Consider the following 24,409-nt stretch of genomic DNA (forward strand, 5'->3'; position numbering starts at 1 on the left):
GGCTATCATGGACGCCAGCGCGGCACAAGAAGCCGCCTTCACAAGTGCAGGGGTGGATGTTACGAGCCTAGATCACCATATAAGGCGCGGCGGCTGAAAACCTTGCGGGGACAAGCCGATGCACAATGGTCACTGGAGCTTCGGATCAGGTTTCGATGCAAAATTCCTTCGACATGACGACGATCGTCTTTCTGGCTCTTGCCGTTTTCGTCGCGTGGAAGCTGCGCTCGGTCCTCGGTCAGAAAACCGGCCAGGAACAGCCGCCGGCCGACCCCTTCGCGCGCCGTGAAGCCCCGCCGATGCGGCCCGACCAGGCGTCACCGGCCGGCGAGGCCAAGCGCGACAACGTCATCCGCCTGCCCGGCGCCGCCAATGACCCTGCGGTGAGCGCGGCTCCCGCCGCCGATCGCTGGAAGGATATCGCCCCGCCGGATTCTCCGATTATCGGCGGGATCGACGCGATCATCCGTCAGGAATCGTCCTTCGATCCTCGCGACTTCCTCGGCGGCGCGAAGGCGGCCTACGAGACCATCGTCACGGCGTTCGCGCGTGGCGACCTCAAGGTGCTGAAGGGCCTGCTCGCCAAGGAGGTCTATGACGGCTTCGAGCAGGCGATCACCGATCGCGAGAAGCGCGGCGAGAAGGCCGAGTCGTCTTTTGTCTCGATCGACAAGGCCGAGATCACCGCCGTGGACGTCAAGGGCAAGACAGGTCAGGTCACGATCGCCTTCGTCTCGCAGCTGATCAGCGTCGTGCGCGATGCGCAGGGCGTCGTCGTCGACGGCAGCGCCGAGGCGGTCTCCGAGGTCAACGACATCTGGACCTTCTCGCGCCAGCTCGGCAGCCGCGATCCGAACTGGCTGCTGGTCGCCACCGAATCCGCGGCGTGATCGGACGCGCCGGTGTCGTGCTGGCGTTCCATCTTGCTGCCTGTGTCGCGGCCATGAGCCCGAGCCTGGCTCAATCGCCGCCGCTGCCGCCGGGTGTGAGGGCTGACACCATCGCTCCAGAGGCTTTGCCGGGCTGGGCGGCCGACGACCACCTGATCGCTTTCGAGATCTTCGCGCGCGGCTGCCTGACCAACCCACCCTTGCGCGCATCCGTACCGACGCCCGATGCGCTTCTGCGTATCTGCGAGCGCGCGCGCACGCTGCAAAAGGCTGGGCAGCTTGGTCGGGACACGGCCCGGCGCTTCTTCGAGGACAGCTTCTCATTCTGGCGTATTCGCCCCGCCGCCAGCGACACCGGCTTCATGACCGCGTATTTCGAGCCGGAGTTCGAGGGTTCGCTGACGCAGTCGGACGCATTCCCGACGCCGCTCTACGACCGCCCCGCCGATCTGGTGACGCGCATGCCCGGTGACGACTGGCCGGGCATGGACGCGTCCCTTTCTGCCGCCAGGCGAACCGCGGGCGGCCTCGAGCCCTTCCCGGACCGCACCGCGATCGAGACCGGCGCGCTCGACGGGCAGAACCTCGAAATCCTTTGGATGCGCGATCCCGTCGATCGCTTCGTGCTGCAGGTTCAGGGCTCCGGCCGCATTCGCCTGCCCGACGGTTCGGTGACGCGGCTGGTCTATTCCGGCCGCAACGGCCACGCCTATACCTCGCTCGGCCGCGTCCTGAGCGAACGCGAGTCCATTCCGCCGCAGCAGATGACGATGGACCTACTGATTGCGCGCCTGAAGGCCGATGCCGGCTTCGCCCGCGACCTGATCCGCCTCAACCGCTCCTTCGTCTTCTTCGCCAGACGCGACGACCTGCCGGCGGACGCCGGGCCGATCGGTGGTGCGGGACTAACCCTGACGCCGCTGCGTAGCCTCGCCATCGACCGTACGGTCTGGCCCTATGGCATGCCCGCATGGATCGATGCGACCGTGCCGGATGGCGTCGGGGGCATGGAGCGGCTGGCACGGTTGATGATCGCGCAGGACACCGGCTCGGCCATTCTGGGGGCTGCGCGGGTCGATCTCTTCATCGGCTCGGGTGCAGCGGCCGGCCATCGCGCCGGGCTCGTGCGCCATCCCTTCGATTTCACCGTACTCTGGCCGCGCTGACCATGCGCGCGCGGCGGGGCAAGATCCTGACGCCGGCCGACATCGCGCTCTGGCGCGAGGTGGCGCGTTCGGTGACGCCCTTGCCGGGGCGTCCACCGGTCGAGCCTGAGCCGTCACCGGAGAAAATAGCTCCTGTGACTCCGGAGCCGGCGGGGATGGCGTTGGTCGTCATCGCCAAGGCGGCAGCCTACAAGCCCACCCCGCCTCCATTGGCGCCGCTGGAGCGCCGCCTGCGCACGCAGCTGAGACGCGGRCAGCAATCGGTCGAGGCCGTGATCGATCTGCACGGCATGCGCCAGGACGAGGCCCATCTCGCCTTGCGCGGATTCCTGCGCCGCGAGCAGGCGCGCGGCACCAAGCTTGCCCTCGTCGTCACCGGCAAGGGCGCGGCCGGCGACAGCCTGTTCGGTGATGAGCGCGGCGTATTGCGTAGGATGGTGCCGCACTGGCTGCGGCTGCCCGATCTGCGCCCGCTCGTCGTCGGCTTCGAGGAGGCCGAGCAGCGCCATGGCGGCTCGGGCGCGCTCTATATCCGCCTGCGCCGCACCCGCGAGGCCGGCCTGTGACGCCGTTCGGACATCGCGTCCGGGAGTTGCGGGCGCAGCGCGGCGTCACGCTGGCGGAGATGGCCGACGGACTCGGAGTCACCCCGGCCTATCTGTCGGCGCTGGAGCACGGCAAGCGCGGCCGCCCGACCTTCACCCTGATCCAGGGCGCCATTCACGTGCTGGGCGTGATCTGGGACGAAGCGGACGAACTCGTGCGCCTGGCCGATCTCTCGCATCCGCGCGTCACGGTCGACACGGCGGGCCTCGAGCCGGCCGCGACCCTGTTCGCCAACCGCCTCGCCCGCGATATCGCCACGCTGGAGCCGGACGAACTCGCCAGCCTCGCCACCGTGCTGGACGAGGCGGCCACGCGCCGGGCTACCGCAGCCAAGTCCGCTTGACCCCACGGTTTGCGGATGCGACACGCGCGCCGAGCCTCCTGTCAGAACAACATCCGGATCTTCGCCTCATGAGCAATGCGCGCACCGACGTCCTCGCCCTCGGCAACGCCATCGTCGATGTCATCGCCACGGCGGAGGAGGATTTTCTCCAGCGCTTTTCGCTCGCCAAGGGCTCGATGGCGCTGATCGACGAGGAGCGCGCCGAGGCGCTCTACGCCGCCATGGGTCCGGCCAAAATCATCTCCGGCGGTTCGGCCGCCAACACCATCGCCGGCCTCGCTTCCTTCGGGGGCAAAGGCGCCTTCATCGGCAAGGTCAAGGCCGACGAACTCGGCAAGCTCTATCGGCACGATCTGGCCTCGCTGGGCGTCGCCTTCGACACGGCTGCTGCGACCGATGGGCCGGCCACCGCGCGCTCCTTCATCATCGTCACCCCCGATGGCGAGCGCACGATGAACACCTATCTCGGTGCCTGCCAGGGGCTGACCGTGGCCGATGTCGACGCCAGGGCTGTCGAGAACGCCGACATCGTCTATCTCGAAGGCTATCTCTGGGATCCCCCGGCCGCCAAGGACGCTTTCCGCAAAGCTTCGGAGATCGCCCACAAGGCCGGCGGCAAGGTCGCGATCACGCTGTCGGACTCCTTCTGCGTCGACCGCTATCGCGACGAGTTCCTCGGCCTGGTCCGCAACCGCATGGTCGACATCGTCTTCGCCAACGAGCATGAGCTGAAGAGCCTGTATCAGGCCGCTGCCTTCGACGATGCGCTGGCGGCGCTGCGGGCCGAGAACATCCTTGCTGTGGTGACGCGTTCGGAAAAGGGCGCGCTGGCCGTGACGCCCGACGGCATCGTCGAGGAGCCGGTGTTTCCGATCGATCGTGTGGTCGACGCGACCGGCGCGGGCGACCTCTTCGCGGCGGGCTTCCTCTTCGGCCTGACCTCGAACCGCGAGGTTCGCGATTGCCTGCGGCTCGGCGCGCTCGCCGCGGCCGAGATCATCAGCCATGTCGGCGCGCGCCCGGATGTGAACCTGAAGGTGCTGGCGGGGAATAACGGGTTGCTGTGAGTTGTTCCTTCTCCCCTCGGGGGAGAAGGTGTCGAACGCAGTGAGACGGATGAGGGAAGGGTCGCGATAGCGGCCCTTTCTTGTTTTCAGTCGGCGCTGCCCTCATCCGTCATGGCTTCGCCATGCCACCTTCTGCCCCGAGGGGAGAAGGAAGTAATCCCCTCAATACAGCGTTGCCCTGACCCGCTCCGGCAGCCTTGTCGTAAGCGGCGCCGTCGAACGTCTCGACATTAGCGTCGCGCGCCGTGATGTCGCGCAGGATCGTGCCGGGGCTGGGCAGATCCGCCTTGGCGACATGCCGGCCGGCGTTCCAGAGGTCGGCCCTGACCACCGCGCGCGAGCACTGGAAGTATACGCTCTCGACATGAACCACGATGACGCAGGCCGGCGGCCTTCCGGCCACCGAAAACGTCGCGCACAACTCAGGATCGCAGGAAATCTCGGCTGTTCCATTGACGCGCAGCGTCTCGCCGTAACCCGGCACCAGGAAGAGCATTCCGATTCGCGCGTCGAACAGGATATTCTTCAACGAATCCAGACGGTTATTGCCTTTTCGGTCGGGAATGAGCAGCGTTTTCGCGTCCCGGACCGTGACGAAGCCCGGCTGATCCCCACGCGGTGAGCAATCCAGACCGTCGGGACCATTGGTCGCGAGCACGAAAAACGGCGACGCCGCAATCAGCGCCGCATAGTTCGCGTCGACATGATCGATCTCCTTGGCGAGCGAAGCCGGCGCGGCGGCGTTGGGGTAGAGCGCCGCGAGGTCGTCGAGCGAGGTGATGGCGTATCCGGTCACGGCGAAAACTCCGGTCGGTATAAGTCTAGACTATTCCTACGGAGCCGACAGCGCTACCCATATCTGTGACAAAGCCATGCGTTTGTCATTTCTGGCAGTTCCTCGCCTCTCCCGAACGCGCGTCAGTCCGGACAGACGGCGAAACCGCGCCGATCCGGAATCCATCATAAGGCGCGACCGCCGCTCTATGATGGATTCCCCGGTCCCCGCTTCGCTTCGCCAGGAATGACGGCAGGCGTCCGAGCGGAGCGACGCGTCACATCGTTGGCGGAAACGCTCAGAAAAAAACGCCCCGCATCCTGCGATGCGGGGCGTTTCAATGTTTCACGTGAAGCCGGGGCTCACATTCGCAAGCCTCACATTCGCCAGCCGCACATGCCGGCAGATTACTCGGCCGACTGGCGCTCGCGGGTCTTGTCGGCGTCGCGCTGGGCCTTGAGCTTCTCGGTCAGGTCCTCGCCGGTCGTCTGGTCGACGACCTTCATCGAGAGGCGGATCTTGCCGCGCTCGTCCTGGCCGAGGAACTTGACCTTGACCTTGTCGCCTTCCTTGACGACGTCCGAGACCTTCTGGACCCGGGCGGCGGCGAGTTCGGAGATGTGGACGAGACCATCCTTGGCGCCGAAGAAGTTCACGAAGGCGCCGAACTCCATGATCTTCACGATCGTGCCGTCATAGATCATGCCCGGCTCGGCTTCGGAGACGATCGACTTGATCCACTTGATCGCCGCTTCGATCGATTTGCCGTCGGCCGAGGCGATCTTGATGGTGCCGTCATCCTCGATGTTGACCTTGGCGCCGGTCTTCTCGACGATTTCGCGGATGACCTTGCCGCCGGAGCCGATGACTTCGCGGATCTTGTCGACCGGGATCTTCATCGTCTCGATGCGCGGGGCATATTCGCCGAGCTGGCCGCGCGAGACCGAGAGCGCCTTGTTCATCTCGACCAGAATATAGTCGCGACCGCCCTTGGCCTGGTCGAGGGCGACCTTCATGATCTCCTCGGTGATGCCGGCGATCTTGATGTCCATCTGCAGCGAGGTGATGCCTTCGGCGGTGCCCGCGACCTTGAAGTCCATGTCGCCGAGATGGTCCTCGTCACCCAGGATGTCGGAGAGCACGGCGAAGCGCTTTCCTTCCAGGATCAGGCCCATCGCGATACCCGCGACCGGCGCCTTCAGCGGCACGCCGGCATCCATCAGCGCCAGCGAGGTGCCGCAGACGGTGGCCATCGAGGAGGAGCCGTTCGACTCGGTGATCTCCGAGACGACGCGGATGGTATAGGGGAATTCCGACTTCGCCGGCAGCATCGGCCGGATCGCGCGCCAGGCGAGCTTGCCATGGCCGATTTCGCGACGGCCGGGCGAACCCATGCGGCCCGCTTCACCCACCGAATAGGGGGGGAAGTTGTAGTGCAGCAGGAAGGTCTCCTTGTAGGTGCCTTCCAGCGAGTCGATGTACTGCTCGTCGTCGCCGGTGCCCAGCGTGGTCACGACCAGCGCCTGCGTCTCGCCGCGGGTGAACAGCGCCGAGCCGTGGGTGCGCGGCAGGATGCCGGCTTCCGAGACGATCTTGCGGACCGTCTTGAGGTCGCGGCCGTCGATGCGGACGCCATCGTCGAGGATCATCCAGCGCACGACCTTGGCCTGCGCCTCCTTGAACTGGCCGCCGACCTGCTCCTTGGTGAAGGTCTTCTTGCCGTCAGGCGTGTCCGAGATCAGCACCGCGACCTTGGCCTTGGCGGCGTCCAGCGCCTTGTAGCGCTCGGCCTTGGTGCGGATCTGGTAGGCGGCGCGGATGTCCTTGTCGACCAGCTTGAGAACGGCCTCGAGCACGACGGAGTTGTCGGCCGGGGTGTAGTCGCGCGGCTCCTTGGCGGCCTTCTCGGCCAGGCGGATGATCGCGTCGATCACCGGCTGGAAGTGCTTGTGGCCGAACATCACGGCCCCGAGCATGATCTCCTCGGAGAGCTGCTTGGCTTCCGACTCGACCATCAGCACGGCGTCGGGGGTGCCGGCGACGACGAGATCGAGCTGCGATTCCTTGATCTCGTCGACCAGCGGATTGAGCTTGTAGGCGCCGTCGAAATAGCCGACGCGGGCAGCCCCGATCGGGCCCATGAAGGGCACGCCCGACAGGGTCAGGGCAGCCGAGGTCGCGACCATCGCGACGATGTCGGGATCATTCTCGAGGTCATGCTGCAGCACGGTGCAGACGACCTGCGTCTCGTTGCGGTAGCCCTCGACGAAGAGCGGGCGGATCGGCCGGTCGATCAGGCGCGAGACCAGCGTCTCCTTCTCGGTCGGGCGTCCCTCGCGCTTGAAATAGCCGCCGGGAATACGGCCGGCGGCGAAGGTCTTTTCCTGGTAGTTCACGGTCAGCGGGAAGAAATCGATCCCGGCCTTGGGCGACTTGGCGGAGACGACGGTCGCGAGCACGACGGTCTCGCCATAGGTGGCGAGCACGGCGGCGTCGGCCTGGCGGGCGATCTTACCGGTTTCGAGCACGAGCTTGCGCCCGCCCCAGATCAGTTCTTCGGTCTGTACATCGAACATGGATTTGTCTTTCGGATCGGATGCGACCCGTCCGGTGCCTCTGCGGCCCATAGGCAAGACGACGAAGAGCTCGGTGCGAAAGCCATGATCCGGAAAAGTGGAAATCGGTTTTCCGTCGGATCATGGCCCAGACAATGCTGCCCGAGCGCTTGGCAATCCTGCCATGGGCGTTGAAGGACGCCCGGCGGGTCATGCGGGGAGGCCGCCCCATGCGGGCCCCGCGCTGACATCGGAACGCGCCGCCCCATTGCGGCCAGTCCCGAATTTGGTTTTGACTTCAGGTCTTGCAAAACCGCCCGGAGCGAGGTCGCACCGGGCGTGAAACGGTCGTTTGGTCGATCAGCGACGGATGCCGAGCTTCTCGATCAGGGTCCTGTAGCGCTGCTCGCTCTTGCTCTTGAGATAGTCGAGCAGCGAACGGCGCTGGGAAACCATCTTGAGCAGGCCGCGACGCGAGTGGTTGTCCTTGACATGCGACTTGAAGTGGCCGGTCAGGTTGTTGATGCGCTCCGTCAGGATCGCGACCTGGACTTCCGGCGAGCCGGTGTCGTTGAGCTTGGTGGCGTGTTCTTTCATGAGCGCGGTTTTGCGCTCGGCAGTAATCGACATCGTGAAAATCCTTCGGTTGGATGTTGATCTGGCGGGCCGCAGCCGGGATGTCGTCCAGCAGGGTCCGAAGCCCGCAAGCCGCCTCATCGGGGAGGGGTTGCGCAGCCGGCATTTGCGCCGGTTGAGGCGGGATATACACGAAACCGTCGGAAACGCCAGCGCGCTTGGCGCGTCTCGATACAGGCCGGAGAGACGGCTCGCGGATCAGCCCACTCGCCGCCCGGTCACCGCCTCCTGCCGCGCCTGTCGGATCGCGATTTCGGCCAGCCGCGTCGCTTCCTTGCGCGAGGTCTTCCGGCCCATGCCGATCGGCGCCCCCCAGGCGAGCTCGACATCGATCGCGCCGGAATCGAGCATCGCCTTGAGATGGGGCGCGAGCTCCTCGTCGCCATACCAGGCCAGCATGGTGCGCTCGGTCCGCCCGCCCGCCATGCCGTGAAAGCCGGTATAGGTGATCGCCAGCGGATAGACCGGGATATCGGTGTCGTCACGCTTGCCCAGCGCTTCATGCGCAGCGCCCAGCAGCGAGGATTTTAGCGGCAGGATGCGCGTGCCGTCGCCGGTCGTGCCTTCGGCGAAGAGCACGATCGCTTCGCCCGCCATGAGCCGCTCACCCATCTGCGTCGCGACTTCGGCGGTGGCGGAGCGCCGCATCCGGTCGATGAAGACCGTGCGCTGCAGCTTTGCGAGCAGGCCGATCACCGGCCAGTCCGCCACCTCGCTCTTGGCGACGAAGGCGAGCGGGCGCTGCGCCCCGATCACGGCGATATCGAGCCAGGAGACATGATTGGAGACGATCAGCCCGCCCGCACCGGGCGGTGGCGGCTCGCCTATGACGGTGCAGCGCACGCCCATGCAGCGGCAGATGATGCGGTGGTACAGTCTCGGGATGAAGGCGCCGCGCCCGGGTCCGAGCCGCATCGCCAGAAGCTGCAGCGGCAGCAGGACGAGCGTGCACAGCGCCAGGGCGATCAGCCGAAGGATCGCGCCGGGACGAAGGCCGTTCATGCGCGCTTTGATCCGGTCATGGGCTCTTGCGGTGGTTACGCCGTGGCGGCTGGGCCGGTTTCATGAACGCGCCGTTTGCCGCTGTCACGCGAGATCGAGCCGCATCGTCACCGCCCCGCTGCGGCTGCCGTCTGCCTTGGGATAGTAGCCTTTGCGACGCCCGACCTCCTCGAAGCCGAAATGCCGGTAGAGCCGCTGCGCCGCGACATTGCCCTCCTCGACTTCGAGATAGACATGGCGCGTGCCGCCGCCCGCGAGCGTGCCGAGATGGGACTGCAGCAGCGCCCGACCGAGACCGTCGCCGCGCCGGCCGCTGGCCACCACGATGCTGAGGATTTCGGCCTCGTCGGCCGCCTTGCGCGAGATCACGAAACCGGCCGGGTGGGGGGCGTTGCCAGGAAATACGCCCTGGGTGACGTTTCCGGGATCGGCGATCAGCGCCGCGCATTCGCCGGGCTCCCAGCCACGCGCGAAGCCGCCCTGATGATGCAGCGCCGCGACATGGCGGGCATGGGTCACGTCGAGGCGGCCGGTGCGCGCCGGTGCTGATTCGGGTCTGAGCAGGCGGCGCAACCAGTTCATGGCGCTTGATGGCACATAGTCGCTTGCAGGCAAGCCGAAATCGGCGTGAAACCGGGGTTCAGTGCGAAAGCTGTTTCAGCGTCTGGGCAGCCTCGCCCGATCCTGCGGCGTCGTCTCCGGCGCCTTCAGGTAGAGCGGGCGCGGCGGCGCGGCCTCCGGGTCGGCGATCAGGCCCAGACGCGCCACCCACGCCACGTCCGGTGCGCGGCTCTCGTCGAGAACCAGCGCGTCGAGCCCGATCGCCCAGGCCTCGTTGGCGACGGCAAGCGCCGCCGACCCCACGATGCTGACCGGCCCGGCCCCGATGGCGCGCGCGGCGTCACGGTGGTTGACCTGCCGCACCGAGACCAGCGGCTTGCCCTGCGAACTCATCGCCTGGAACCAGACCTGGCCATGCCTTGCGTCGAGCGCGACCGCGATCACGCGTCCGGGCTCGCGGCCGACGAGAGGGGCGGCGCTTGCCGCCAGCGTTGTCACGCCGATCGCCGGAATCCCGGCCGCGAGCGCGATCGCGCGGGCAGCGCTGATCCCGACGCGAAGCCCGGTATAGCTGCCGGGCCCGACAGTCACCGCGACCCGGTCGAGCGACGAAAACCCGCCCTCGACCGCGTTCATCACCCGCTCGATCATCGGCATCAGCGCCTCGGCGTGGCCGCGATCCATGGCGGTCTGCTCGCCAGCCAGCGGCTGCGCCTCGCCTGCGTCGAGTACGCAGGCGGAACAGGCGCCAAGCGCGGTGTCGATCGCGAGGATACGCATCAGGGTCGGACCCGTTGTGTCGGAAGCAAAATGAAACGCGCCGTCATTCCGGACAAGCGGCGAGGCCGCGCCGATCCGGAATCCATCGCAAAGCGCCGTGCTCTACGATGGATTCCGGGTCTTCGCTTCGCCGCGCCCGGAATGACGGCGTGGATAGAGTGCGAGAAATGCCCAAAAAGGGGACCGTTCAGACCGCCTCGACCTCGCGCACATCCGGCAGGAAGTGGCGCAGCAGGTTCTGGATGCCGTGCTTCAGCGTCGCGGTCGAGGACGGGCAGCCCGAGCAGGAGCCCTTCATCGCGAGATAGACGGTGCCATCCTTGAAGCCGCGGAAGGTGATGTCGCCGCCATCGCCGGCAACCGCCGGGCGGATGCGGGTTTCGAGCAGATCCTTGATGGTCTCGACGGTCTGCGCGTCCTCGGGAGCGAAGAACTCACCCTCCTCGATGACATCGGCCTGCGAGCCGTCCGAGAGGACGGGCGCGCCGGACATGAAATGCTCCATGATCGCGCCGAGGATCGCGGGCTTGAGATGGGGCCATTCACCGTCCGACTTGGTTACGGTGATGAAATCATAGCCGAGGAAGACGCCGGAGACGCCGGAGACGCCGAACAGGCGCTGGGCCAGCGGCGAACGCTGCGCCTGCTCTGGCTCGCGCAGTTCGAGCGTGCCGTCCGGCATCACGGTGCGTCCGGGCAGGAATTTCAGGGTGGCTGGGTTGGGCGTGGCTTCGGTCTGGATAAACATGGCAAAATCCTCCGGCGCCGGCGGGTCAAGGCCGCCGTTCCTGCTCCCGATATAGGCGCGTCGCTGGAATGATTCCAGCGGGAAGAACTCGCCAGTGCGCCTCGTCCTGTCCGTCATGGCCGGGCTTGTCCCGACCATCCACGTCTTTGCCGGGCGAGACCTGTGGTCGAGGCGTGGATGCTCGCCGCAAGGGCGAGCATCACGGTGTGGCTCACGCCAGCGCGTCGATCTCCTCGTCTTCCAGATGCGCCGGCACGATCGCGACCGGGATGGGGAAGGTTCCCGCCGATTTGCCGAGCAGCGCGCTGACGAGCGGGCCTGGCCCGTCGCGGCTGGTGCCGGCGGCCAGCACAAGCAGGGAGATGTCCTCGTCGGCCTCGATCAGCTTGACGAGCTCGTCGGCCTTGACTCCGGTGCGCACGATCTTCTCGGGTTCGAGCCCGGCGAGCGCCCTGACCGAGGCCGCGGCCTCGTCGATCAGCTTCTCGGCTTCGGCTTCGGCTTCGGCCTGCATGACCTCGCCGACGCCGAGCCAGGTCTCGTGCTCGGGCGGCGTGATCACGCCGAGCAGCACGATCGACGCGCCGACGCGGGCGCAACGCCTCGCCGCGAAGCGAACCGCCTTGGCGCATTCGTCGCTGTCGTCGACCACCGCAAGGAATTTCGGGCGATGGCCCGTTTCATAGGACCGCCGTCGCTTGACCATGAGCTCTGCCTGTCGCCGCTTCCAGGAAGAAGCATGGTGACCTGCGCCGCAACGTCAGCGCAAGCCCACCCTGAAAAGCAAGCCCACCCGAAGCGGAGATCAGCCGCGCCGGACGAAACCGACGATGTCCTTGACGTCGTTCATGATCGGCGCCGCGATAGCCTGCGCGCGCCCGGCCCCATCGGCGAGAATCGCGTCGATATGGCTGACATCGGCGAGCAGCCGGCGCATTTCGCCGGCGATGGGCGCAAGCTTCGCCACGGCCAGATCGACCAGCGCCGCCTTGAAGCCGGAGAACTGGCCGCCGCCGAATTCGGACAGCACCGAGGCCTTCGTCGCGCCACTCAGCCCGGCATAGATGCCGACGAGGTTTTCCGCCTCGGGACGGCCCTCCAGCCCCTTCTCCTCGGAGGGCAGCGCCTCCGGGTCGGTCTTGGCCTTGCGCACCTTGGTGGCGATGGTCTCGGCGTCATCGGTCAGGTTGATGCGCGAATAATCGGAAGGGTCGGATTTCGACATCTTCTTGGTGCCGTCGCGCAGGCTCATCACACGCGGCGCCGGGCCCTGGATCATCGGCTCCGGCTGCGGGAAGAAGCCGAGATTACCAGTTCCAAGGCCCTTTTCCGCGATCTGGCCGGAAAAGTCGTTGTTGAACTTCTGCGCGATGTCGCGCGCCAGTTCGAGATGCTGCTTCTGGTCCTCTCCGACAGGCACATGCGTGCCTTTGTAGAGCAGGATGTCGGCCGCCATCAGCGCCGGATAGGCATAGAGCCCGATCGAGGCGTTCTCGCGGTCCTTGCCGGCCTTCTCCTTGAACTGGGTCATGCGGTTGAGCCAGCCGAGGCGGGCGACGCAGTTGAACACCCAGGCGAGTTCGGCGTGCTGATGCACCTGGCTCTGGTTGAAGATGATGCTGCGCTTCGTGTCGATGCCGGCTGCGACATAGGCCGCCGTGACCTCGCGGATCGCCCGCGTCAGGTCGGTCGGGTCCTGCCAGACGGTGATCGCGTGCATGTCGACGACGCAATAGATGCAGTCATGCGTCTCCTGCATCGCGACCCAGTTGGTCAGCGCGCCCAGATAATTGCCGAGATGCAGCGTCGAGGTCGGCTGCATGCCGGAGAAGACGCGCTGGTGAAAACCCGTCATCGGGGCGCTCCGTCGTCACGAACGAGAGGAAAAGGAGGCGCGTTCTGGCTCATGCCCGCGGCTTGCGCAAGGGCCGGGGCCCGAACGCGCCCAGAAGCCAGCCGGCCGCGCCATAGACGCCCGCTCCGCCCGCGCACAAGGCCGCCAACGCGCCGATGCGCCAGAGCGCCGGTTCCTGCGGTGCAAGGGCCGGGGCCATGACGCCCCGAGCCAGAAGCAGCGCGAGCAGCATCGTAGCGCTGGCGCAGACGACCGCGATGACCGGGCGCAGGGTGACGAAACGCGGCTTCCACAGCCCGTCGCGGATCAGGGCGGCGGCCAGCACTGTCGCCTGGACCATAAAGGCAAGGCTCGCCGCCAGGGCCGCCATCCCTGCCGCTGTACCAGTGCGTACCGCCGCCAGCCCCGCCAGAATGGCAACAGCGACCGCCAGAACGCCCGCCAGCAGCGGCAGGCGCGGCGTTCTGCGCGCGAAATAGACCTGTCCGAAAACCTTGGCCGCGACGGCGAAGGGCAGGCCCAGAGAAAAGCCTGCAAGCGCCGTCGCCGTGCGCTCGCGATCCTCCGCGCCGAAGCGGCCATGCTCGAACAGCACGGAGACGATCGGCTCGGCCAGCACGAACAGCGCGGCGGCAGCGGGAATGGCCAGCGCCAGACCCAGCGCCAAAGCCTGTCCGAGCCCGGCATCGGGATCGTCTGTCGCGGCCGCGCCGGCCATCTCCGACAGTACGACGGTGCCCATCGCGACGCCGACGAAGCCGAGGGGTAGCTGGAAGACGCGGTCGGCATAATACAGCGCCGAAACAGCGCCGGGCTCGAAAGAGGCGATCTGCGTCGCGACCAGCAGCACGAGCTGAGCGGCTGAGGCCGCCAGCAGCGTCGCGCCGCCGGTCGACAGGAGTCGGCCCATCTCCGGCGACCAGCGCAGGCTCGGGCGCGGAACGCCGATCCGGCGCAGCGCCAGCAGGATGAGCGCGAGATGGGCGAGGCCGGTCAGGCTGACCAGACCGGCAAGCCATCGCGCCGCCGGCGCGGGTTCGCTGCCACCGGCCAGCATGGCGAACAAGCAACCGACCAGGATCAGGTTCATCAGCGCGGGCGCGAGCGCCGCCAGCGCGAAATCCTTCTCGGCATTGAGCAACGCCGCCAGCATGGCGGCCAGCGTCGTCAGCAACAGGAAGGGCAGCATCAGCCTTGTGTACTGGGCCGCCAGCGCCAAGGTCTCCGGCTCGCCTGCAAAGCCACCGGCGAGCCCCAGCACGACCCACGGCGCGAACAATTCGCCGAGCCCGACAATCGCCAGCAGCAGCAGGCCAAGATGCGTCGCGGCTTCTCCGGCGAAGCGCTGCGCCACCTGGCCGCCCTGCTCGCTTTTGACCGCGAGATAGAGCGGCACGAACGGCGCATTCAGCCCGCCCTCTCCGAGCACGCGCCGGACCAGATTGGGCAGCCGCAGCGCGGCAAGGAAGGCATCCGCCACCGGCCCCGCCCCAAGCAGGCGCGCGATCAGCACGTCGCGCGCGAAGCCAAGCAGCCGCGACAGCATCGTCGCCGCCCCGACGATGGCGGAGTCGCGGGCGAGGCGGGAGGGTTGCGACACGTGCGGACTCACCGGCGCAGCTTTGGTCGGTCGCTCAACGGCCGAAATCCTCGCGGAAGCGTTCGATCTGGTGCATGCGTTCATGCAGGATCGTCACGATGCCGATATCCCCGTTCGCCAGCCTGCGCCAATAGACGAAATGCCGCTCATATCGGCAAACATAGCCATCGACGCCGAAAGCGGCGGGGACAGGACGCGATAAAACGGCGTGCGCCTCGATTCGACCGAATGTCTCGAACAAACCACCGACGTAGCGGTCGGCCTGCTCCACGCCCCATCGATCCCCCGTGGAGCGGTAGATCTCGTCGAGGCGATGGGACGCCGCCCTCTGGACGCGGATGGCAGCCATATCGGATCAGGTCTTGTTTCGAGCGATGACCTCGGCCGCCGTCAAAGGCAGATAATCGTCATCCGGCGCGGCAAAGGCATGAGCGAGTTCCGCCCTCAAGCGCTCGAATTTTTCCTGCTCGATGCGCTGCTTGTCGCGTCGAACAAGGTCGCGCAGATACTCGCTGACGTTCTCGTATTCGCCCTCTTCTCCGACACTCGCGGAAACGAAATCACGGAGCGGCCCGCTGAGCCTTACCGTCATCGTGGTCGTGCGGGCCATCGCTCATTCTCCGGATGCTGCGTCTTCAATATATGTAGAATTTGAAGACGAGCAATGAGGTCAGACGACCTATAGGATGAACCGGCTCAGATCGGCGTTCTTGGCGAGGTCGCCGATGCGCGCCTCGACATAGGCCGCGTCGATCGTCACCGCCTCGCCGGAGCGGTCGGGCGCGGTGAAGGATATGTCGTCGAGGATGCGTTCGATCACCGTCTGCAGGCGGCGCGCGCCGATGTTCTCGACAGTCGAGTTCACATCCACCGCGATGCGCGCGATGGCGTCGATCGCGTCTGGCGTGAAGGTGACCGCGACCTCCTCGGTGGCCATCAGCGCCACTGTCTGCTTGATCAGGCTGGCTTCGGTCTCGGTCAGGATGCGCTTGAAATCCTCGACGTCGAGCGGCTGCAATTCGACCCGGATCGGCAAACGGCCCTGAAGCTCCGGCAGCAGGTCGGACGGGCGCGAGACATGGAACGCGCCCGACGCGATGAACAGGATATGGTCGCTCTTCACCGCGCCATGCTTGGTCGCCACCGTGGTGCCCTCGATCAGCGGCAGCAGGTCGCGTTGCACGCCCTCGCGAGACACGTCCGCGCCGCCCTTGCCCTCGCGGGCGCAGATCTTGTCGATTTCGTCGAGGAAGACGATGCCGTTCTCCTCGACCTCGCGGATTGCGGCCTGCACGATCGCGTCCTGGTCGATCAGCTTGTCGCTCTCCTCGGTCAGCAGCGGGCCATAGGCATCCTTGACCAGCACGCGCCGCGGCTTGCCCTTCTGGCCAAAAGCCTTGCCGAACATGTCGCCGAGATTGATCGCGCCGATCGAAGCGCCGGGCATGCCGGGCACCTCGAACATCGGCGCTGATGAGCCGCCGCCCGAGGCGATCTCGACCTCGATCTCCTTCTCGTCGAGCTCGTTGGCGCGGAGTTTGCGCCGAAACGAGTCGCGCGTGCCGGGCGAAGCCGTCGCGCCGACCAGCGCGTCGAGCACGCGCTCCTCGGCGGCGACATGGGCTTTTGCCTGCACGTCCTTGCGCCGGCTTTCGCGCGTAAGCCCGATCGCGACCTCGACGAGATCGCGCACGATCGATTCGACGTCGCGGCCGACATAGCCGACCTCGGTGAATTTCGTCGCCTCGACCTTGAGGAAGGGAGCGTTCGCCAGCTTTGCCAGCCGCCGCGCGATCTCGGTCTTGCCGCAGCCGGTCGGCCCGATCATCAAAATGTTCTTCGGCGAGACCTCCTCGCGCAACGGCCCTTCGAGCTGCTGCCGTCGCCAGCGGTTGCGCAGCGCGATGGCGACGGCGCGCTTGGCGTCGTTCTGGCCGACGATGAAACGGTCGAGTTCGGAGACGATCTCGCGGGGGGAGAAGGAGGTCATTCGTTCAGTCACAGTTTCTGGAAGGTGATAGGTGTCGGGCGGCCGAGAGCAATGCTTTACGCCAGCTCGGGATCTAAGGGGGGAAGCCTGTCCCGCAAACTGCGGAATGGCAATCTAAGAACAAGCCAGCGACGAAGGGAGGGCCAATAGAGCGCTAAGCCGAGCATGCAGAAGGCCGTGATCAGCAGAACAAGCGGGATGCCGAAGCCGGGGATTCCGGATTTGAAAACCATATGGGCTAGAGACAGCCCGGAATAGAACAGGCCACCCGAGATCAGTATCCGTCGATCAACTGCAAGGGCACAAACGGCAAGCGCCACGAGCAGGACCAGCAGGCATGCCTGCGTTGCTAATGCAGGCACCGACGCCGCATTGCGGAACTCATCCAAAATCGGATGCAGAATTGTGAATCCGGCCAGGATGTAAAGCCAGAATGCGATCTCGCTTCGTGTTGTTTCCCGAAGCCGATCCGATAGATCGAAGCGGATCGCGAGGCCAAGGACCGCGATGCCACTGGCCCAAAAGAGCGGCTCCATCCACGCGACGAAAGCGCCTTTGAAGAAGAACAGGCAAAGGCAGAGCGTTCCCAGCATCAGATAGGCGGTGCCTAGAGCGACTGTCAGCGGCACGCGAAAGCGCCAGTAGTGCAGAGCGAGGAAAATCACGGTCGGCAGCATCACGCTCGCGACGTTCAGCGCCACATAGTTGTCGATTCCCGATGCAAGTACGACGCGCTGCTCGGTTAGCCGCGTTACACCTTCGTTGAGCGTTGCAAGGCTGATAAATTGGCTACCGACGAAAAAGCCCCCAAGCAGAGGGATGCTCGGCAAACCCAGTCTCAGAAGGCGTGTCGTAACTTCGGCCAGTATCCAGCTGACGCTGGCCAGTCCAATGCCCAGAACCATTGGGCCATCCTGCTGAAGCTGGAAAGCGAGACTGAGCAGAAGGAAGCCGAAAACGACCGTTATGGTCCACTCCCGAGCTTTCGGAAGCGAACGAAATTTATCATCTACGATCCGCTCGGCGCGCGCGACTGCGGCCACGGAGCGAATATCCTCGAACATCACGCCTCCAGCGTCTCGATGACGAGGCTGTGGTTGGTGTAGACGCAGATGTCGCCGGCGATCTTCATCGCCTTGCGCACGATCGCCTCCGGGTCGGCCTCGACATCGATCAGCGCGCGAGCGGCCGAAAGCGCGTAATTGCCGCCCGAGCCGATCGCCATGACCGAGCCGTGCTCGCTGGATTCCGGCTCCAGCACGTCGCCGGTACCCGAAATCAGCAGCGAAACCTCCTTGTCGGCGACGAGCAGCATCGCCTCGAGCCGGCGCAGATAGCGGTCGGTACGCCAGTCCTTGGCGAGTTCGACGCAGGCCCGCAGGAGTTGGGTCGGATATTGCTCGAGCTTGCTCTCCAGACGCTCGAACAGCGTAAAAGCGTCGGCGGTGGCGCCGGCGAAGCCCGCGATCACCGCGCCCTTGGCGAGCCGGCGAACCTTCCGGGCATTGCCCTTCATGATGGTCTGGCCGAGCGAGACCTGCCCGTCGCCGCCGATGACGACCTTGCCGCCCTTGCGCACCATCAGGATCGTGGTCGCGTGCATCACCGGGGCGTTGCTAGTCTCGGACATGTCGATTCGGGCTCGGGTCGAGGAATTAGCGGGAGCCGCCAACATGTTCAGGCTGAAGCCCGGTATCAAGAGCGATCCGGTCAAACGCTGGAATCTCTCCGAGCGCGTCTTCTTCGCCTGCGGCGCCTGCCACATCCTCGCTCATGCGTTTCTGGAGGCCTATCCCGATCGTGGTTTCCGCGCGGTCTGGATCAGGCCGGCTGCGGGTTTCACGGGAAACCATGTCTTCGTCACGAATGGCGAGACGGCCTTCGATTTTCACGGTTATCACTGCGAGCGGGCCCTGGTCGCGCATCACTGGGCCAAGGGCCGGCTCTGGTGGCCGGGCTGGGACGGCACGCTCGTGCCGCTGCCGCGGGACGTGCTGGTCTCGGAGGCGAAATCGAAGACCTATGACGGTCTCTGGCTGCGCGAGCCCGGCCAGTTCCTGCATGACGCGACGCCGCGCGCGCAGGCATTTCTGGCGCGGTTCGGGCCGCCTCCGGAAGGCTAGCCCCGGCACACTCCGTCATGGTCGGGCTTGTCCCGACCATCCACGCCTTCCTGCGTCGAGCGCTACGCGCAAGACGTGGATGCTCGCCACAAGGGCGAGCATGACGCAGTGGCCAAGCGATCGCATTGGCCTTCCCGCCAACCTCCTGCTAAAGCCACGCCAAATCCGCTCTGGCACAGAGGCCGTCATGCGTTCTGGCGAAGTGAAGCGCCGCACCAACGAGACCGATATTTCGGTGAAGCTCGGGCTCGACGGCACGGGCAAGGCCGAGATTTCGACCGGCGTCGGCTTCTTCGACCATATGCTCGATCTGTTCGCCCGCCATTCGCTGATCGACGCCATCGTCAAGGTCAAGGGCGACACCCATATCGACGACCACCATTCGGTCGAGGATGCCGGCATCGCGCTCGGCGAGGCGTTGAAGCAGGCGCTCGGCGACAAGAAGGGCATCCGCCGCTATGCCGACGTGCATCTTCCGATGGACGAGACGCTGACGCGCGTCGCGGTCGATGTCTCCGGCCGGCCCTTTCTCGTCTTCCGCACCCGTTTCGAGGCGCAGAAGATCGGAACCTTCGACACCGAATTGGTGCGCGAGTTCTTCCAGGCCTTCGCGATGAACGCCGGCATCACCCTGCATGTCGAGACGCTCTATGGCGACAATGCCCACCACATCGCCGAAAGCTGTTTCAAGGGGTTGGCGCGGGCGCTTCGTATCGCGCTCGAAGTCGATCCGCGCGAGGGCGGCCGCGTGCCCTCGACCAAGGGCGCGCTCTGAGGGGCCAAAAGCATGGCATTCTACACCGTGATGATCCCGCCGCCGGGCTCCGGCGGGCCGCGCGAGGAGATCGAGCAGGCGCGCCTGCTGCCGGAGAGCTTCGCCTGGCCGGCCTTCGTCTTCGGCCCGCTCTGGCTCCTGGGCAAACGGCTCTGGCTGGCGAGCCTGATCCTCGGATTGATCTGGGGCGGGCTGTTCTATGCGCAAAACCGCTTCGGGCTTGGCGGCGGGGCGCTGCTGCTGGCCCATTGGGCGCTCGGCATCTTCCTCGGGCTTGAAGGCCAGAACCTGATCGTCCGCAAGCTGGCGCGGCAGGGCTGGCGTCTGGCCGATGTGGTCGAGGCGCGCGATCTGCCCGAGGCCGAGCGACGCTATTTCGAGCGCGCGCTGGCGGGCGACGTCCCGCCGTCGCGCCTTGCCCCCTTGCCGGCCGGCCGGCCCCTGCCGGCGGGTTCGGTGCCGGTGATCGGGCTCTTTCCCGAGGCGCAGGGGCGATGAGCCAGAGCGTCGCCATCATCGATTACGGCTCGGGCAACCTCCACTCGGCTGCGAAGGCCTTCGAGCGTGCCGCCGCCGAATCCGGGCTCAGTTCGACGATCCGCGTCACCAGCGACACGGCGGAGGTCCGCGCCGCCGACCGCATCGTACTGCCCGGCGTCGGCGCCTTCGCCGATTGCCGGCGCGGGCTCGATGCGGTGCCCGGCATGGTCGAGGCGCTGGAAGAGGTCGTGCGCGAGAAACAGCGGCCCTTCCTCGGCATCTGCGTCGGCATGCAGCTTCTGGCCTCGCGCGGGCTGGAATATACGGTGACGCAGGGGCTCGGCTGGATTCCCGGCGACGTCGCGCTGATCGTACCCGAGGGCGAAAACCTCAAGATTCCGCATATGGGCTGGAACGTCCTGCACAAGCAGGACGAGCACGCTCTGCTCGACGGCATCGAGACCGGTCCCGACGGATTGCACGCCTATTTCGTCCATTCCTATGCGCTCGTGCCGGAGCAGGCGCAGGATACTTTGGCGCTGACCGACCATGGCGGGCCGGTCACGGCGATGGTGGCGCGCGGCAACATCGCCGGCACGCAGTTCCACCCCGAAAAGAGCCAGAAGCTCGGCCTCCGGCTGATCGCCAATTTTCTGGGCTGGACACCGTGATCCTCTTCCCCGCCATCGATCTCAAGAACGGCCAGTGCGTGCGCCTGAAGCAGGGCGACATGGGTCGGGCGACCGTGTTCAACGACGATCCCGCCGCGCAAGCGGCCGCCTTCGAGGCTCAGGGCTTCCACTGGCTGCATGTCGTCGATCTCGACGGCGCCTTTGCCGGCAAGCCGATGAATGCGTCAGCCGTCGAGTCGATTCTGGCCGGCGTCGCCTTTCCGGTGCAGCTCGGCGGCGGCATCCGCGACATGGCCACCGTCGAGGGCTGGATCTCCAAGGGGGTCAGGCGCGTCATCATTGGCACGGCCGCCGTGCGCGATCCCGGCTTCGTGCGTGAGGCGGCCAAGGCGTTTCCGGGTCAGGTCGCGGTCGGCATCGACGCGCGCGACGGCTATGTGGCGGTCGAGGGCTGGGCCGAAACCTCGGCGCTGGCAGCGGACGAACTTGGCCGCCGGTTCGAGGATGCCGGCGTCGCGGCGATCGTCTACACCGATATCGCGCGCGACGGCATGCTGCAGGGCGTCAACTGGGACGGCACGATCGCGCTGGCCAATGCGCTGACGATTCCCGTCATCGCCTCGGGCGGCCTGGCCTCGATGGCCGATATCGAGCGGCTCTGCGCGCCCGATGCCGCGATCCTGGAGGGCGCGATCACCGGGCGCGCGCTGTATGACGGGCGGATCGACGCAGGCGAGGCACTGGCAAGACTCAGCGAGCGGACTCGAATTGGCGGGTGAGTCAAGATATTTCTTGATTATTTGGGCTTGGGGTGCTATTTCTTGCTTAAATGGACTGGGGGTTGTTCTCGGTCGGCGCTAGGCCTCGGTTTCGACCGGGGCCTTTCGCTTATGGGAACAGCTTCAGGCCGTACCCGCGAATCTCTCCTGCCGGACTTCTTCTGAATTTTGTCTGGATGATTTCATAAGCCCGGTTCGGCTGATCAGGACGTAATGTCTTGATCCCGATCGGGCGGGCAAAGAGATCCGCTATCTGGAGTCCTGAGGAATTCGCCTTTTTGTCGACCATACGAATATCGAGTTCCACCATTGCGGCACCTCTGAAATTAGCTCCATCCTTGATGCGCCTGAACTCAAGTTCAAGCTTCGCATCTTCCTTGTCGCCCCTCTTTTCGAACATCACCGTCGTCAGGCGACCGATTTGGCCTAGCTCGGCCAAGAAGCGATGTGTGCGCTCCATGCAGAACTGCATCGCGATATGATAAGGATTGTCCGGCTCGGCGTAACGCCGGGCGAGGCGAGGCTTATCGATAACAGAAGCAATAACGGTGGTCGGGCATGCTTCGAGAATCTCGGTAAGCTCGCCCATAAAAAGTGCTCGTCGCGCCTCGTTCTGCAGGAATTTGAACGGAGGGCGTTGCTTGCGGATTTCGTGTTCGTGCAAGACGATATTGTCGTGGCCAAACCAACGGAACTTGAAATCCTGGATTTGGGGCACAACGATCTGGATGTAGTCTGCCTTCCTGAAAATGCAGAACGCGAGAACAAAAACCGGATAGCTTTGCGCGACGGACGTTAGATCGTGGTCGCCGCTCTCGTCGACATAGATGACATAATCCGAGAAAGCTGGCATGGGCGCGGGGCTGTTAGCGGTGAGCGAGCATGTTAAAGATACGCATCATACCCTGCCTCGACGTCAAGGACGGCCGCGTCGTCAAGGGCGTGAAATTCCTCGATCTCGTCGATGCCGGTGATCCCGTGGAGGCCGCCAAGGCCTATGACGCGGCCGGCGCCGACGAGCTCTGCTTCCTCGACATCACCGCCAGCCACGAGGATCGCGGCATCTTGTTCGACGTGGTCACGCGCACGGCCGAGGCCTGCTTCATGCCGCTCACCGTCGGCGGCGGCGTGCGCAAGGTCGAGGACATCCGGGGCCTGCTGCTGGCGGGCGCCGACAAGGTTTCGATCAATACGGCGGCCGTGACCAACCGGCAGTTCGTCAGGGAGGCCGCGGAAAAGTTCGGAGCCCAGTGCATCACCGTCGCCATCGACGCCAAGCAGGTCTCGCCCGGCCGCTGGGAAATCTTCACGCATGGCGGGCGTAACGCCACCGGGCTCGAAGCTGTCGCCTTCGCCCGCGAGGTCGTCTCGCTCGGCGCCGGCGAGCTTCTGTTGACCTCGATGGACCGCGACGGCACCAAGGTTGGCTACGATCTCGGCCTGACCTGCGCGATCGCGGATGCTGTCTCGGTGCCGGTCATCGCCTCGGGCGGCGTCGGCGGCCTCGACGATCTCGTCAATGGCGTGCGCGAGGGCCATGCCTCGGCGGTGCTGGCGGCCTCGATCTTCCATTTCGGCACCTACACGATCGGACAGGCCAAGGCGCATATGGCGGCGGCGGGCCTCGCCATGCGGCTGGATTGAGCGATGACGGATTTCACCCTCGCCGATCTCGAAGCCCGCATCGCCGAGCGCGCCAAGGCCTCGCCCGAGGAATCCTGGACGGCCAAGCTCCTCGCCGCCGGTCCCGAGCGTGCTGCTAAAAAGCTCGGCGAGGAGGCGGTCGAGGCCGTCATCGCCGCGGTTAAGGGGGATCGTGACGAGCTGATCGCCGAGAGCGCCGATCTGCTATATCATCTGTTAGTCGTGCTTTTGTCGCGCGATGTTGCATTGCGAGACGTCTTGAGCCAGCTTGAGGCCCGCACGGCGCGCTCCGGCCTCGCCGAGAAGGCCGCGCGACCCCGTTGAGAAGTCGAGGCTAGTCCTGCGTTGAACCTCGAAGCCTGGAATGCGGGTCGCCTCATGGACCAGCGTCTGATCCCCGCCCCGGCCGACCCCGATCTCGGCTCGCCCTACCGCACATTCTCGCGCGACGAGTGGGCGCATCTGCGCGCCGACACGCCGCTGACGCTCTCGGTCGACGATCTCACCAAGCTGCAGTCGATCAACGACCCGATCTCGCTCGACGAGATCGTGGCGATCTATCTGCCCCTGTCGCGCCTGCTCTCGCTTTATGTTGCGGCCACGCAAGGGCTGTTCAAGGCGACGCAGCGTTTTCTATTGGCGGAGGCGCAGGTCAAGGTTCCCTATATCATCGGCGTCGCCGGTTCGGTCGCGGTCGGCAAGTCGACCACGGCGCGCGTACTCAAGGCCTTGCTTTCGCGCTGGCCCAACACGCCGAAAGTCGAGCTCGTCACCACTGACGGCTTTCTCCTGCCCAATGCCGAGCTCGAGCGGCGCGGACTGATGCAGCGCAAGGGCTTTCCCGAAAGCTATGACGGCTCGGCGCTCCTGCGCTTTCTCTCAGACGTCAAGGCGGGCAAGCCCTCGGTCTCGGCGCCGGTCTATTCGCATCTGGTCTATGACGTGGTGCCCGGCGGCGAGGTCACGGTCGAGCGGCCCGATATCCTGATCCTAGAAGGGCTGAACGTGCTGCAGCCCAGCCGCATGCCCAGGGACGGCACGGTGATCCCCTTCGTCTCCGACTATTTCGACTTCTCGGTCTATCTCGACGCCGACGAGAACGATCTGCATCGCTGGTACGTCAACCGCTTCATGACGTTGCGTCAGACCGCCTTCCGCGATCCGCGTTCGTTCTTCCGCAAATACGCCGAGATCGCCGAGGACGAGGCTTTGTCCATCGCCGAAAACCTCTGGTCCGGCATCAACCTGCCCAATCTGCAGGAGAACATCCTGCCGACCCGCCAGCGCGCCAGCCTGATCCTGACCAAGGGCGCCAGCCACCGCATCCAGCAGGTCGCGCTGCGGCGGCTTTAGGCGATGGCGTGATGTCGTCCGAACACCAGTTTCCCCCTTTCGGCATTCT

At 65.7% G+C, this 24,409-nt stretch carries 29 protein-coding genes; 13 read left to right on the plus strand and 16 right to left on the minus strand.

Translation table 11 applies throughout. The features are described 5' to 3' along the window. The first annotated feature begins 155 nt into the window (after positions 1-155). The 5 genes from AC1DZY_RS12215 to AC1DZY_RS12235 all read left to right on the plus strand — a co-directional run bounded on the left by AC1DZY_RS12215 (position 156) and on the right by AC1DZY_RS12235 (position 4,072). Complete coding sequence (locus AC1DZY_RS12215) at positions 156-890, plus strand: Tim44/TimA family putative adaptor protein (protein ID WP_476820379.1); 735 nt, start codon at positions 156-158, stop codon at positions 888-890. Continuing rightward, positions 887-2,056: a murein transglycosylase A gene (gene mltA, locus AC1DZY_RS12220; protein WP_476820380.1), complete on the plus strand. Its 1,170-nt coding sequence runs from the start codon at positions 887-889 to the stop codon at positions 2,054-2,056. The genes AC1DZY_RS12215 and mltA overlap by 4 nt, the downstream gene beginning before the upstream one ends. Before the next feature lie 2 nt (positions 2,057-2,058). Then, positions 2,059-2,622, plus strand: coding sequence for a Smr/MutS family protein (locus tag AC1DZY_RS12225; RefSeq protein ID WP_476820381.1), 564 nt, complete (start codon positions 2,059-2,061; stop codon positions 2,620-2,622). Continuing rightward, the gene (locus AC1DZY_RS12230; protein WP_476820382.1) at positions 2,619-3,005 is read left to right on the plus strand and encodes a helix-turn-helix domain-containing protein; all 387 of its coding nucleotides are present in this window, start codon (positions 2,619-2,621) and stop codon (positions 3,003-3,005) included. The genes AC1DZY_RS12225 and AC1DZY_RS12230 overlap by 4 nt, the downstream gene beginning before the upstream one ends. A gap of 68 nt (positions 3,006-3,073) precedes the next feature. Further along, a complete protein-coding gene (locus AC1DZY_RS12235; protein WP_476820383.1) occupies positions 3,074-4,072 on the plus strand; it encodes an adenosine kinase in 999 nt (332 codons plus the stop codon). A 109-nt stretch (positions 4,073-4,181) separates the two neighbouring features. Here AC1DZY_RS12235 and AC1DZY_RS12240 read toward each other — a convergent pair whose 3' ends face one another. The 15 genes from AC1DZY_RS12240 to hslV all read right to left on the minus strand — a co-directional run bounded on the left by AC1DZY_RS12240 (position 4,182) and on the right by hslV (position 18,204). Further along, positions 4,182-4,868: a pyridoxamine 5'-phosphate oxidase family protein gene (locus tag AC1DZY_RS12240; protein WP_476820384.1), complete on the minus strand. Its 687-nt coding sequence runs from the start codon at positions 4,866-4,868 to the stop codon at positions 4,182-4,184. A 386-nt stretch (positions 4,869-5,254) separates the two neighbouring features. Next, positions 5,255-7,423 carry a polyribonucleotide nucleotidyltransferase gene (pnp, locus tag AC1DZY_RS12245; RefSeq protein WP_476820385.1) on the minus strand — a complete coding sequence of 723 codons (2,169 nt, stop codon included), beginning with the start codon at positions 7,421-7,423 and terminating at the stop codon, positions 5,255-5,257. A gap of 339 nt (positions 7,424-7,762) precedes the next feature. After that, positions 7,763-8,032: a 30S ribosomal protein S15 gene (gene rpsO / locus AC1DZY_RS12250; protein WP_476820386.1), complete on the minus strand. Its 270-nt coding sequence runs from the start codon at positions 8,030-8,032 to the stop codon at positions 7,763-7,765. 204 nt (positions 8,033-8,236) lie between these two features. Continuing rightward, complete coding sequence (gene olsA / locus AC1DZY_RS12255) at positions 8,237-9,040, minus strand: lyso-ornithine lipid O-acyltransferase (protein WP_476820387.1); 804 nt, start codon at positions 9,038-9,040, stop codon at positions 8,237-8,239. An 84-nt stretch (positions 9,041-9,124) separates the two neighbouring features. Next, on the minus strand, positions 9,125-9,622 hold the full coding sequence (locus AC1DZY_RS12260) for a GNAT family N-acetyltransferase (protein ID WP_476820388.1): 498 nt from the start codon (positions 9,620-9,622) through the stop codon (positions 9,125-9,127). Between the two features lie 75 nt (positions 9,623-9,697). Further along, a complete protein-coding gene (gene tsaB, locus AC1DZY_RS12265) occupies positions 9,698-10,381 on the minus strand; it encodes a tRNA (adenosine(37)-N6)-threonylcarbamoyltransferase complex dimerization subunit type 1 TsaB (RefSeq protein WP_476820389.1) in 684 nt (227 codons plus the stop codon). Positions 10,382-10,568: 187 nt separating this feature from the next. Then, positions 10,569-11,129 (minus strand): NifU family protein, encoded by a 561-nt coding sequence (locus AC1DZY_RS12270; RefSeq protein ID WP_476820390.1) that lies wholly within the window; start codon positions 11,127-11,129, stop codon positions 10,569-10,571. Between the two features lie 211 nt (positions 11,130-11,340). Then, positions 11,341-11,835, minus strand: coding sequence for a universal stress protein (locus AC1DZY_RS12275; RefSeq protein ID WP_476820391.1), 495 nt, complete (start codon positions 11,833-11,835; stop codon positions 11,341-11,343). A gap of 99 nt (positions 11,836-11,934) precedes the next feature. Continuing rightward, on the minus strand, positions 11,935-12,984 hold the full coding sequence (gene trpS / locus AC1DZY_RS12280) for a tryptophan--tRNA ligase (RefSeq protein ID WP_476820392.1): 1,050 nt from the start codon (positions 12,982-12,984) through the stop codon (positions 11,935-11,937). A 49-nt stretch (positions 12,985-13,033) separates the two neighbouring features. After that, the gene (murJ, locus tag AC1DZY_RS12285; protein WP_476820393.1) at positions 13,034-14,584 is read right to left on the minus strand and encodes a murein biosynthesis integral membrane protein MurJ; all 1,551 of its coding nucleotides are present in this window, start codon (positions 14,582-14,584) and stop codon (positions 13,034-13,036) included. Positions 14,585-14,618: 34 nt separating this feature from the next. After that, on the minus strand, positions 14,619-14,933 hold the full coding sequence (locus AC1DZY_RS12290; protein ID WP_476820394.1) for a type II toxin-antitoxin system RelE/ParE family toxin: 315 nt from the start codon (positions 14,931-14,933) through the stop codon (positions 14,619-14,621). Between the two features lie 6 nt (positions 14,934-14,939). Continuing rightward, entirely contained in the window at positions 14,940-15,194 is a 255-nt protein-coding gene (locus tag AC1DZY_RS12295) for a ribbon-helix-helix domain-containing protein (protein WP_476820395.1), read from the minus strand. 69 nt (positions 15,195-15,263) lie between these two features. Beyond that, entirely contained in the window at positions 15,264-16,574 is a 1,311-nt protein-coding gene (gene hslU / locus AC1DZY_RS12300) for an ATP-dependent protease ATPase subunit HslU (protein WP_476820396.1), read from the minus strand. Positions 16,575-16,630: 56 nt separating this feature from the next. Continuing rightward, entirely contained in the window at positions 16,631-17,638 is a 1,008-nt protein-coding gene (locus AC1DZY_RS12305; RefSeq protein ID WP_476820397.1) for a hypothetical protein, read from the minus strand. Continuing rightward, on the minus strand, positions 17,638-18,204 hold the full coding sequence (gene hslV, locus AC1DZY_RS12310) for an ATP-dependent protease subunit HslV (protein ID WP_476820398.1): 567 nt from the start codon (positions 18,202-18,204) through the stop codon (positions 17,638-17,640). The genes AC1DZY_RS12305 and hslV overlap by 1 nt, the downstream gene beginning before the upstream one ends. A 43-nt stretch (positions 18,205-18,247) precedes the next feature. Here hslV and AC1DZY_RS12315 point away from each other — a divergent pair, with 43 nt between their 5' ends. The 5 genes from AC1DZY_RS12315 (at position 18,248) to hisA (ending at position 21,363) form a co-directional block, all read left to right on the plus strand. Beyond that, complete coding sequence (locus AC1DZY_RS12315; protein WP_476820399.1) at positions 18,248-18,697, plus strand: hypothetical protein; 450 nt, start codon at positions 18,248-18,250, stop codon at positions 18,695-18,697. A 187-nt stretch (positions 18,698-18,884) separates the two neighbouring features. Continuing rightward, a complete protein-coding gene (gene hisB / locus AC1DZY_RS12320) occupies positions 18,885-19,472 on the plus strand; it encodes an imidazoleglycerol-phosphate dehydratase HisB (protein ID WP_476820400.1) in 588 nt (195 codons plus the stop codon). Positions 19,473-19,484: 12 nt separating this feature from the next. Next, positions 19,485-19,970, plus strand: coding sequence for a DUF2628 domain-containing protein (locus tag AC1DZY_RS12325; protein ID WP_476820401.1), 486 nt, complete (start codon positions 19,485-19,487; stop codon positions 19,968-19,970). Next, positions 19,967-20,623 (plus strand): imidazole glycerol phosphate synthase subunit HisH, encoded by a 657-nt coding sequence (gene hisH / locus AC1DZY_RS12330; RefSeq protein ID WP_476820402.1) that lies wholly within the window; start codon positions 19,967-19,969, stop codon positions 20,621-20,623. Before AC1DZY_RS12325 ends, hisH begins: the two co-directional genes overlap by 4 nt. Continuing rightward, complete coding sequence (gene hisA / locus AC1DZY_RS12335; RefSeq protein ID WP_476820527.1) at positions 20,611-21,363, plus strand: 1-(5-phosphoribosyl)-5-[(5-phosphoribosylamino)methylideneamino]imidazole-4-carboxamide isomerase; 753 nt, start codon at positions 20,611-20,613, stop codon at positions 21,361-21,363. The genes hisH and hisA overlap by 13 nt, the downstream gene beginning before the upstream one ends. Positions 21,364-21,472: 109 nt before the next feature. On the opposite strand, the gene AC1DZY_RS12340 is transcribed toward hisA, so the two are convergent. Then, positions 21,473-22,216, minus strand: a complete 744-nt coding sequence (locus AC1DZY_RS12340; RefSeq protein ID WP_476820403.1) for a DUF3800 domain-containing protein — start codon at positions 22,214-22,216, stop codon at positions 21,473-21,475. Positions 22,217-22,245: 29 nt separating this feature from the next. Between AC1DZY_RS12340 and hisF the strand changes: the two genes are divergently transcribed. From hisF to coaA, 3 genes are read left to right on the plus strand one after another with little or no spacing between them, the layout of a single operon-like run. Continuing rightward, complete coding sequence (gene hisF / locus AC1DZY_RS12345; RefSeq protein ID WP_476820404.1) at positions 22,246-23,007, plus strand: imidazole glycerol phosphate synthase subunit HisF; 762 nt, start codon at positions 22,246-22,248, stop codon at positions 23,005-23,007. 3 nt (positions 23,008-23,010) lie between these two features. After that, positions 23,011-23,331, plus strand: a complete 321-nt coding sequence (locus tag AC1DZY_RS12350; RefSeq protein ID WP_476820405.1) for a phosphoribosyl-ATP diphosphatase — start codon at positions 23,011-23,013, stop codon at positions 23,329-23,331. Between the two features lie 54 nt (positions 23,332-23,385). Then, positions 23,386-24,360 (plus strand): type I pantothenate kinase, encoded by a 975-nt coding sequence (gene coaA / locus AC1DZY_RS12355; protein WP_476820406.1) that lies wholly within the window; start codon positions 23,386-23,388, stop codon positions 24,358-24,360. Positions 24,361-24,409 lie beyond the last annotated feature (49 nt).

The organism is Allobosea sp. P2_A10 (genome assembly GCF_056405115.1).

What these genes read in the sequence shown, in the direction of transcription:
- AC1DZY_RS12215 (WP_476820379.1), top strand. Translation starts at nt 156, where the DNA reads ATGCAAAATTCCTTCGACATGACGACGATCGTCTTTCTGGCTCTTGCC.
- AC1DZY_RS12235 (WP_476820383.1), top strand. Translation starts at nt 3,074, where the DNA reads ATGAGCAATGCGCGCACCGACGTCCTCGCCCTCGGCAACGCCATCGTC.
- pnp (WP_476820385.1), bottom strand. Translation starts at nt 7,423, where the DNA reads ATGTTCGATGTACAGACCGAAGAACTGATCTGGGGCGGGCGCAAGCTC.
- rpsO (WP_476820386.1), bottom strand. Translation starts at nt 8,032, where the DNA reads ATGTCGATTACTGCCGAGCGCAAAACCGCGCTCATGAAAGAACACGCC.
- olsA (WP_476820387.1), bottom strand. Translation starts at nt 9,040, where the DNA reads ATGAACGGCCTTCGTCCCGGCGCGATCCTTCGGCTGATCGCCCTGGCG.
- AC1DZY_RS12260 (WP_476820388.1), bottom strand. Translation starts at nt 9,622, where the DNA reads ATGAACTGGTTGCGCCGCCTGCTCAGACCCGAATCAGCACCGGCGCGC.
- tsaB (WP_476820389.1), bottom strand. Translation starts at nt 10,381, where the DNA reads ATGCGTATCCTCGCGATCGACACCGCGCTTGGCGCCTGTTCCGCCTGC.
- AC1DZY_RS12270 (WP_476820390.1), bottom strand. Translation starts at nt 11,129, where the DNA reads ATGTTTATCCAGACCGAAGCCACGCCCAACCCAGCCACCCTGAAATTC.
- AC1DZY_RS12275 (WP_476820391.1), bottom strand. Translation starts at nt 11,835, where the DNA reads ATGGTCAAGCGACGGCGGTCCTATGAAACGGGCCATCGCCCGAAATTC.
- trpS (WP_476820392.1), bottom strand. Translation starts at nt 12,984, where the DNA reads ATGACGGGTTTTCACCAGCGCGTCTTCTCCGGCATGCAGCCGACCTCG.
- AC1DZY_RS12290 (WP_476820394.1), bottom strand. Translation starts at nt 14,933, where the DNA reads ATGGCTGCCATCCGCGTCCAGAGGGCGGCGTCCCATCGCCTCGACGAG.
- AC1DZY_RS12295 (WP_476820395.1), bottom strand. Translation starts at nt 15,194, where the DNA reads ATGGCCCGCACGACCACGATGACGGTAAGGCTCAGCGGGCCGCTCCGT.
- hslU (WP_476820396.1), bottom strand. Translation starts at nt 16,574, where the DNA reads ATGACCTCCTTCTCCCCCCGCGAGATCGTCTCCGAACTCGACCGTTTC.
- AC1DZY_RS12305 (WP_476820397.1), bottom strand. Translation starts at nt 17,638, where the DNA reads ATGTTCGAGGATATTCGCTCCGTGGCCGCAGTCGCGCGCGCCGAGCGG.
- hslV (WP_476820398.1), bottom strand. Translation starts at nt 18,204, where the DNA reads ATGTCCGAGACTAGCAACGCCCCGGTGATGCACGCGACCACGATCCTG.
- AC1DZY_RS12315 (WP_476820399.1), top strand. Translation starts at nt 18,248, where the DNA reads ATGTTCAGGCTGAAGCCCGGTATCAAGAGCGATCCGGTCAAACGCTGG.
- hisB (WP_476820400.1), top strand. Translation starts at nt 18,885, where the DNA reads ATGCGTTCTGGCGAAGTGAAGCGCCGCACCAACGAGACCGATATTTCG.
- AC1DZY_RS12325 (WP_476820401.1), top strand. Translation starts at nt 19,485, where the DNA reads ATGGCATTCTACACCGTGATGATCCCGCCGCCGGGCTCCGGCGGGCCG.
- hisH (WP_476820402.1), top strand. Translation starts at nt 19,967, where the DNA reads ATGAGCCAGAGCGTCGCCATCATCGATTACGGCTCGGGCAACCTCCAC.
- AC1DZY_RS12340 (WP_476820403.1), bottom strand. Translation starts at nt 22,216, where the DNA reads ATGCCAGCTTTCTCGGATTATGTCATCTATGTCGACGAGAGCGGCGAC.
- hisF (WP_476820404.1), top strand. Translation starts at nt 22,246, where the DNA reads ATGTTAAAGATACGCATCATACCCTGCCTCGACGTCAAGGACGGCCGC.
- AC1DZY_RS12350 (WP_476820405.1), top strand. Translation starts at nt 23,011, where the DNA reads ATGACGGATTTCACCCTCGCCGATCTCGAAGCCCGCATCGCCGAGCGC.
- coaA (WP_476820406.1), top strand. Translation starts at nt 23,386, where the DNA reads ATGGACCAGCGTCTGATCCCCGCCCCGGCCGACCCCGATCTCGGCTCG.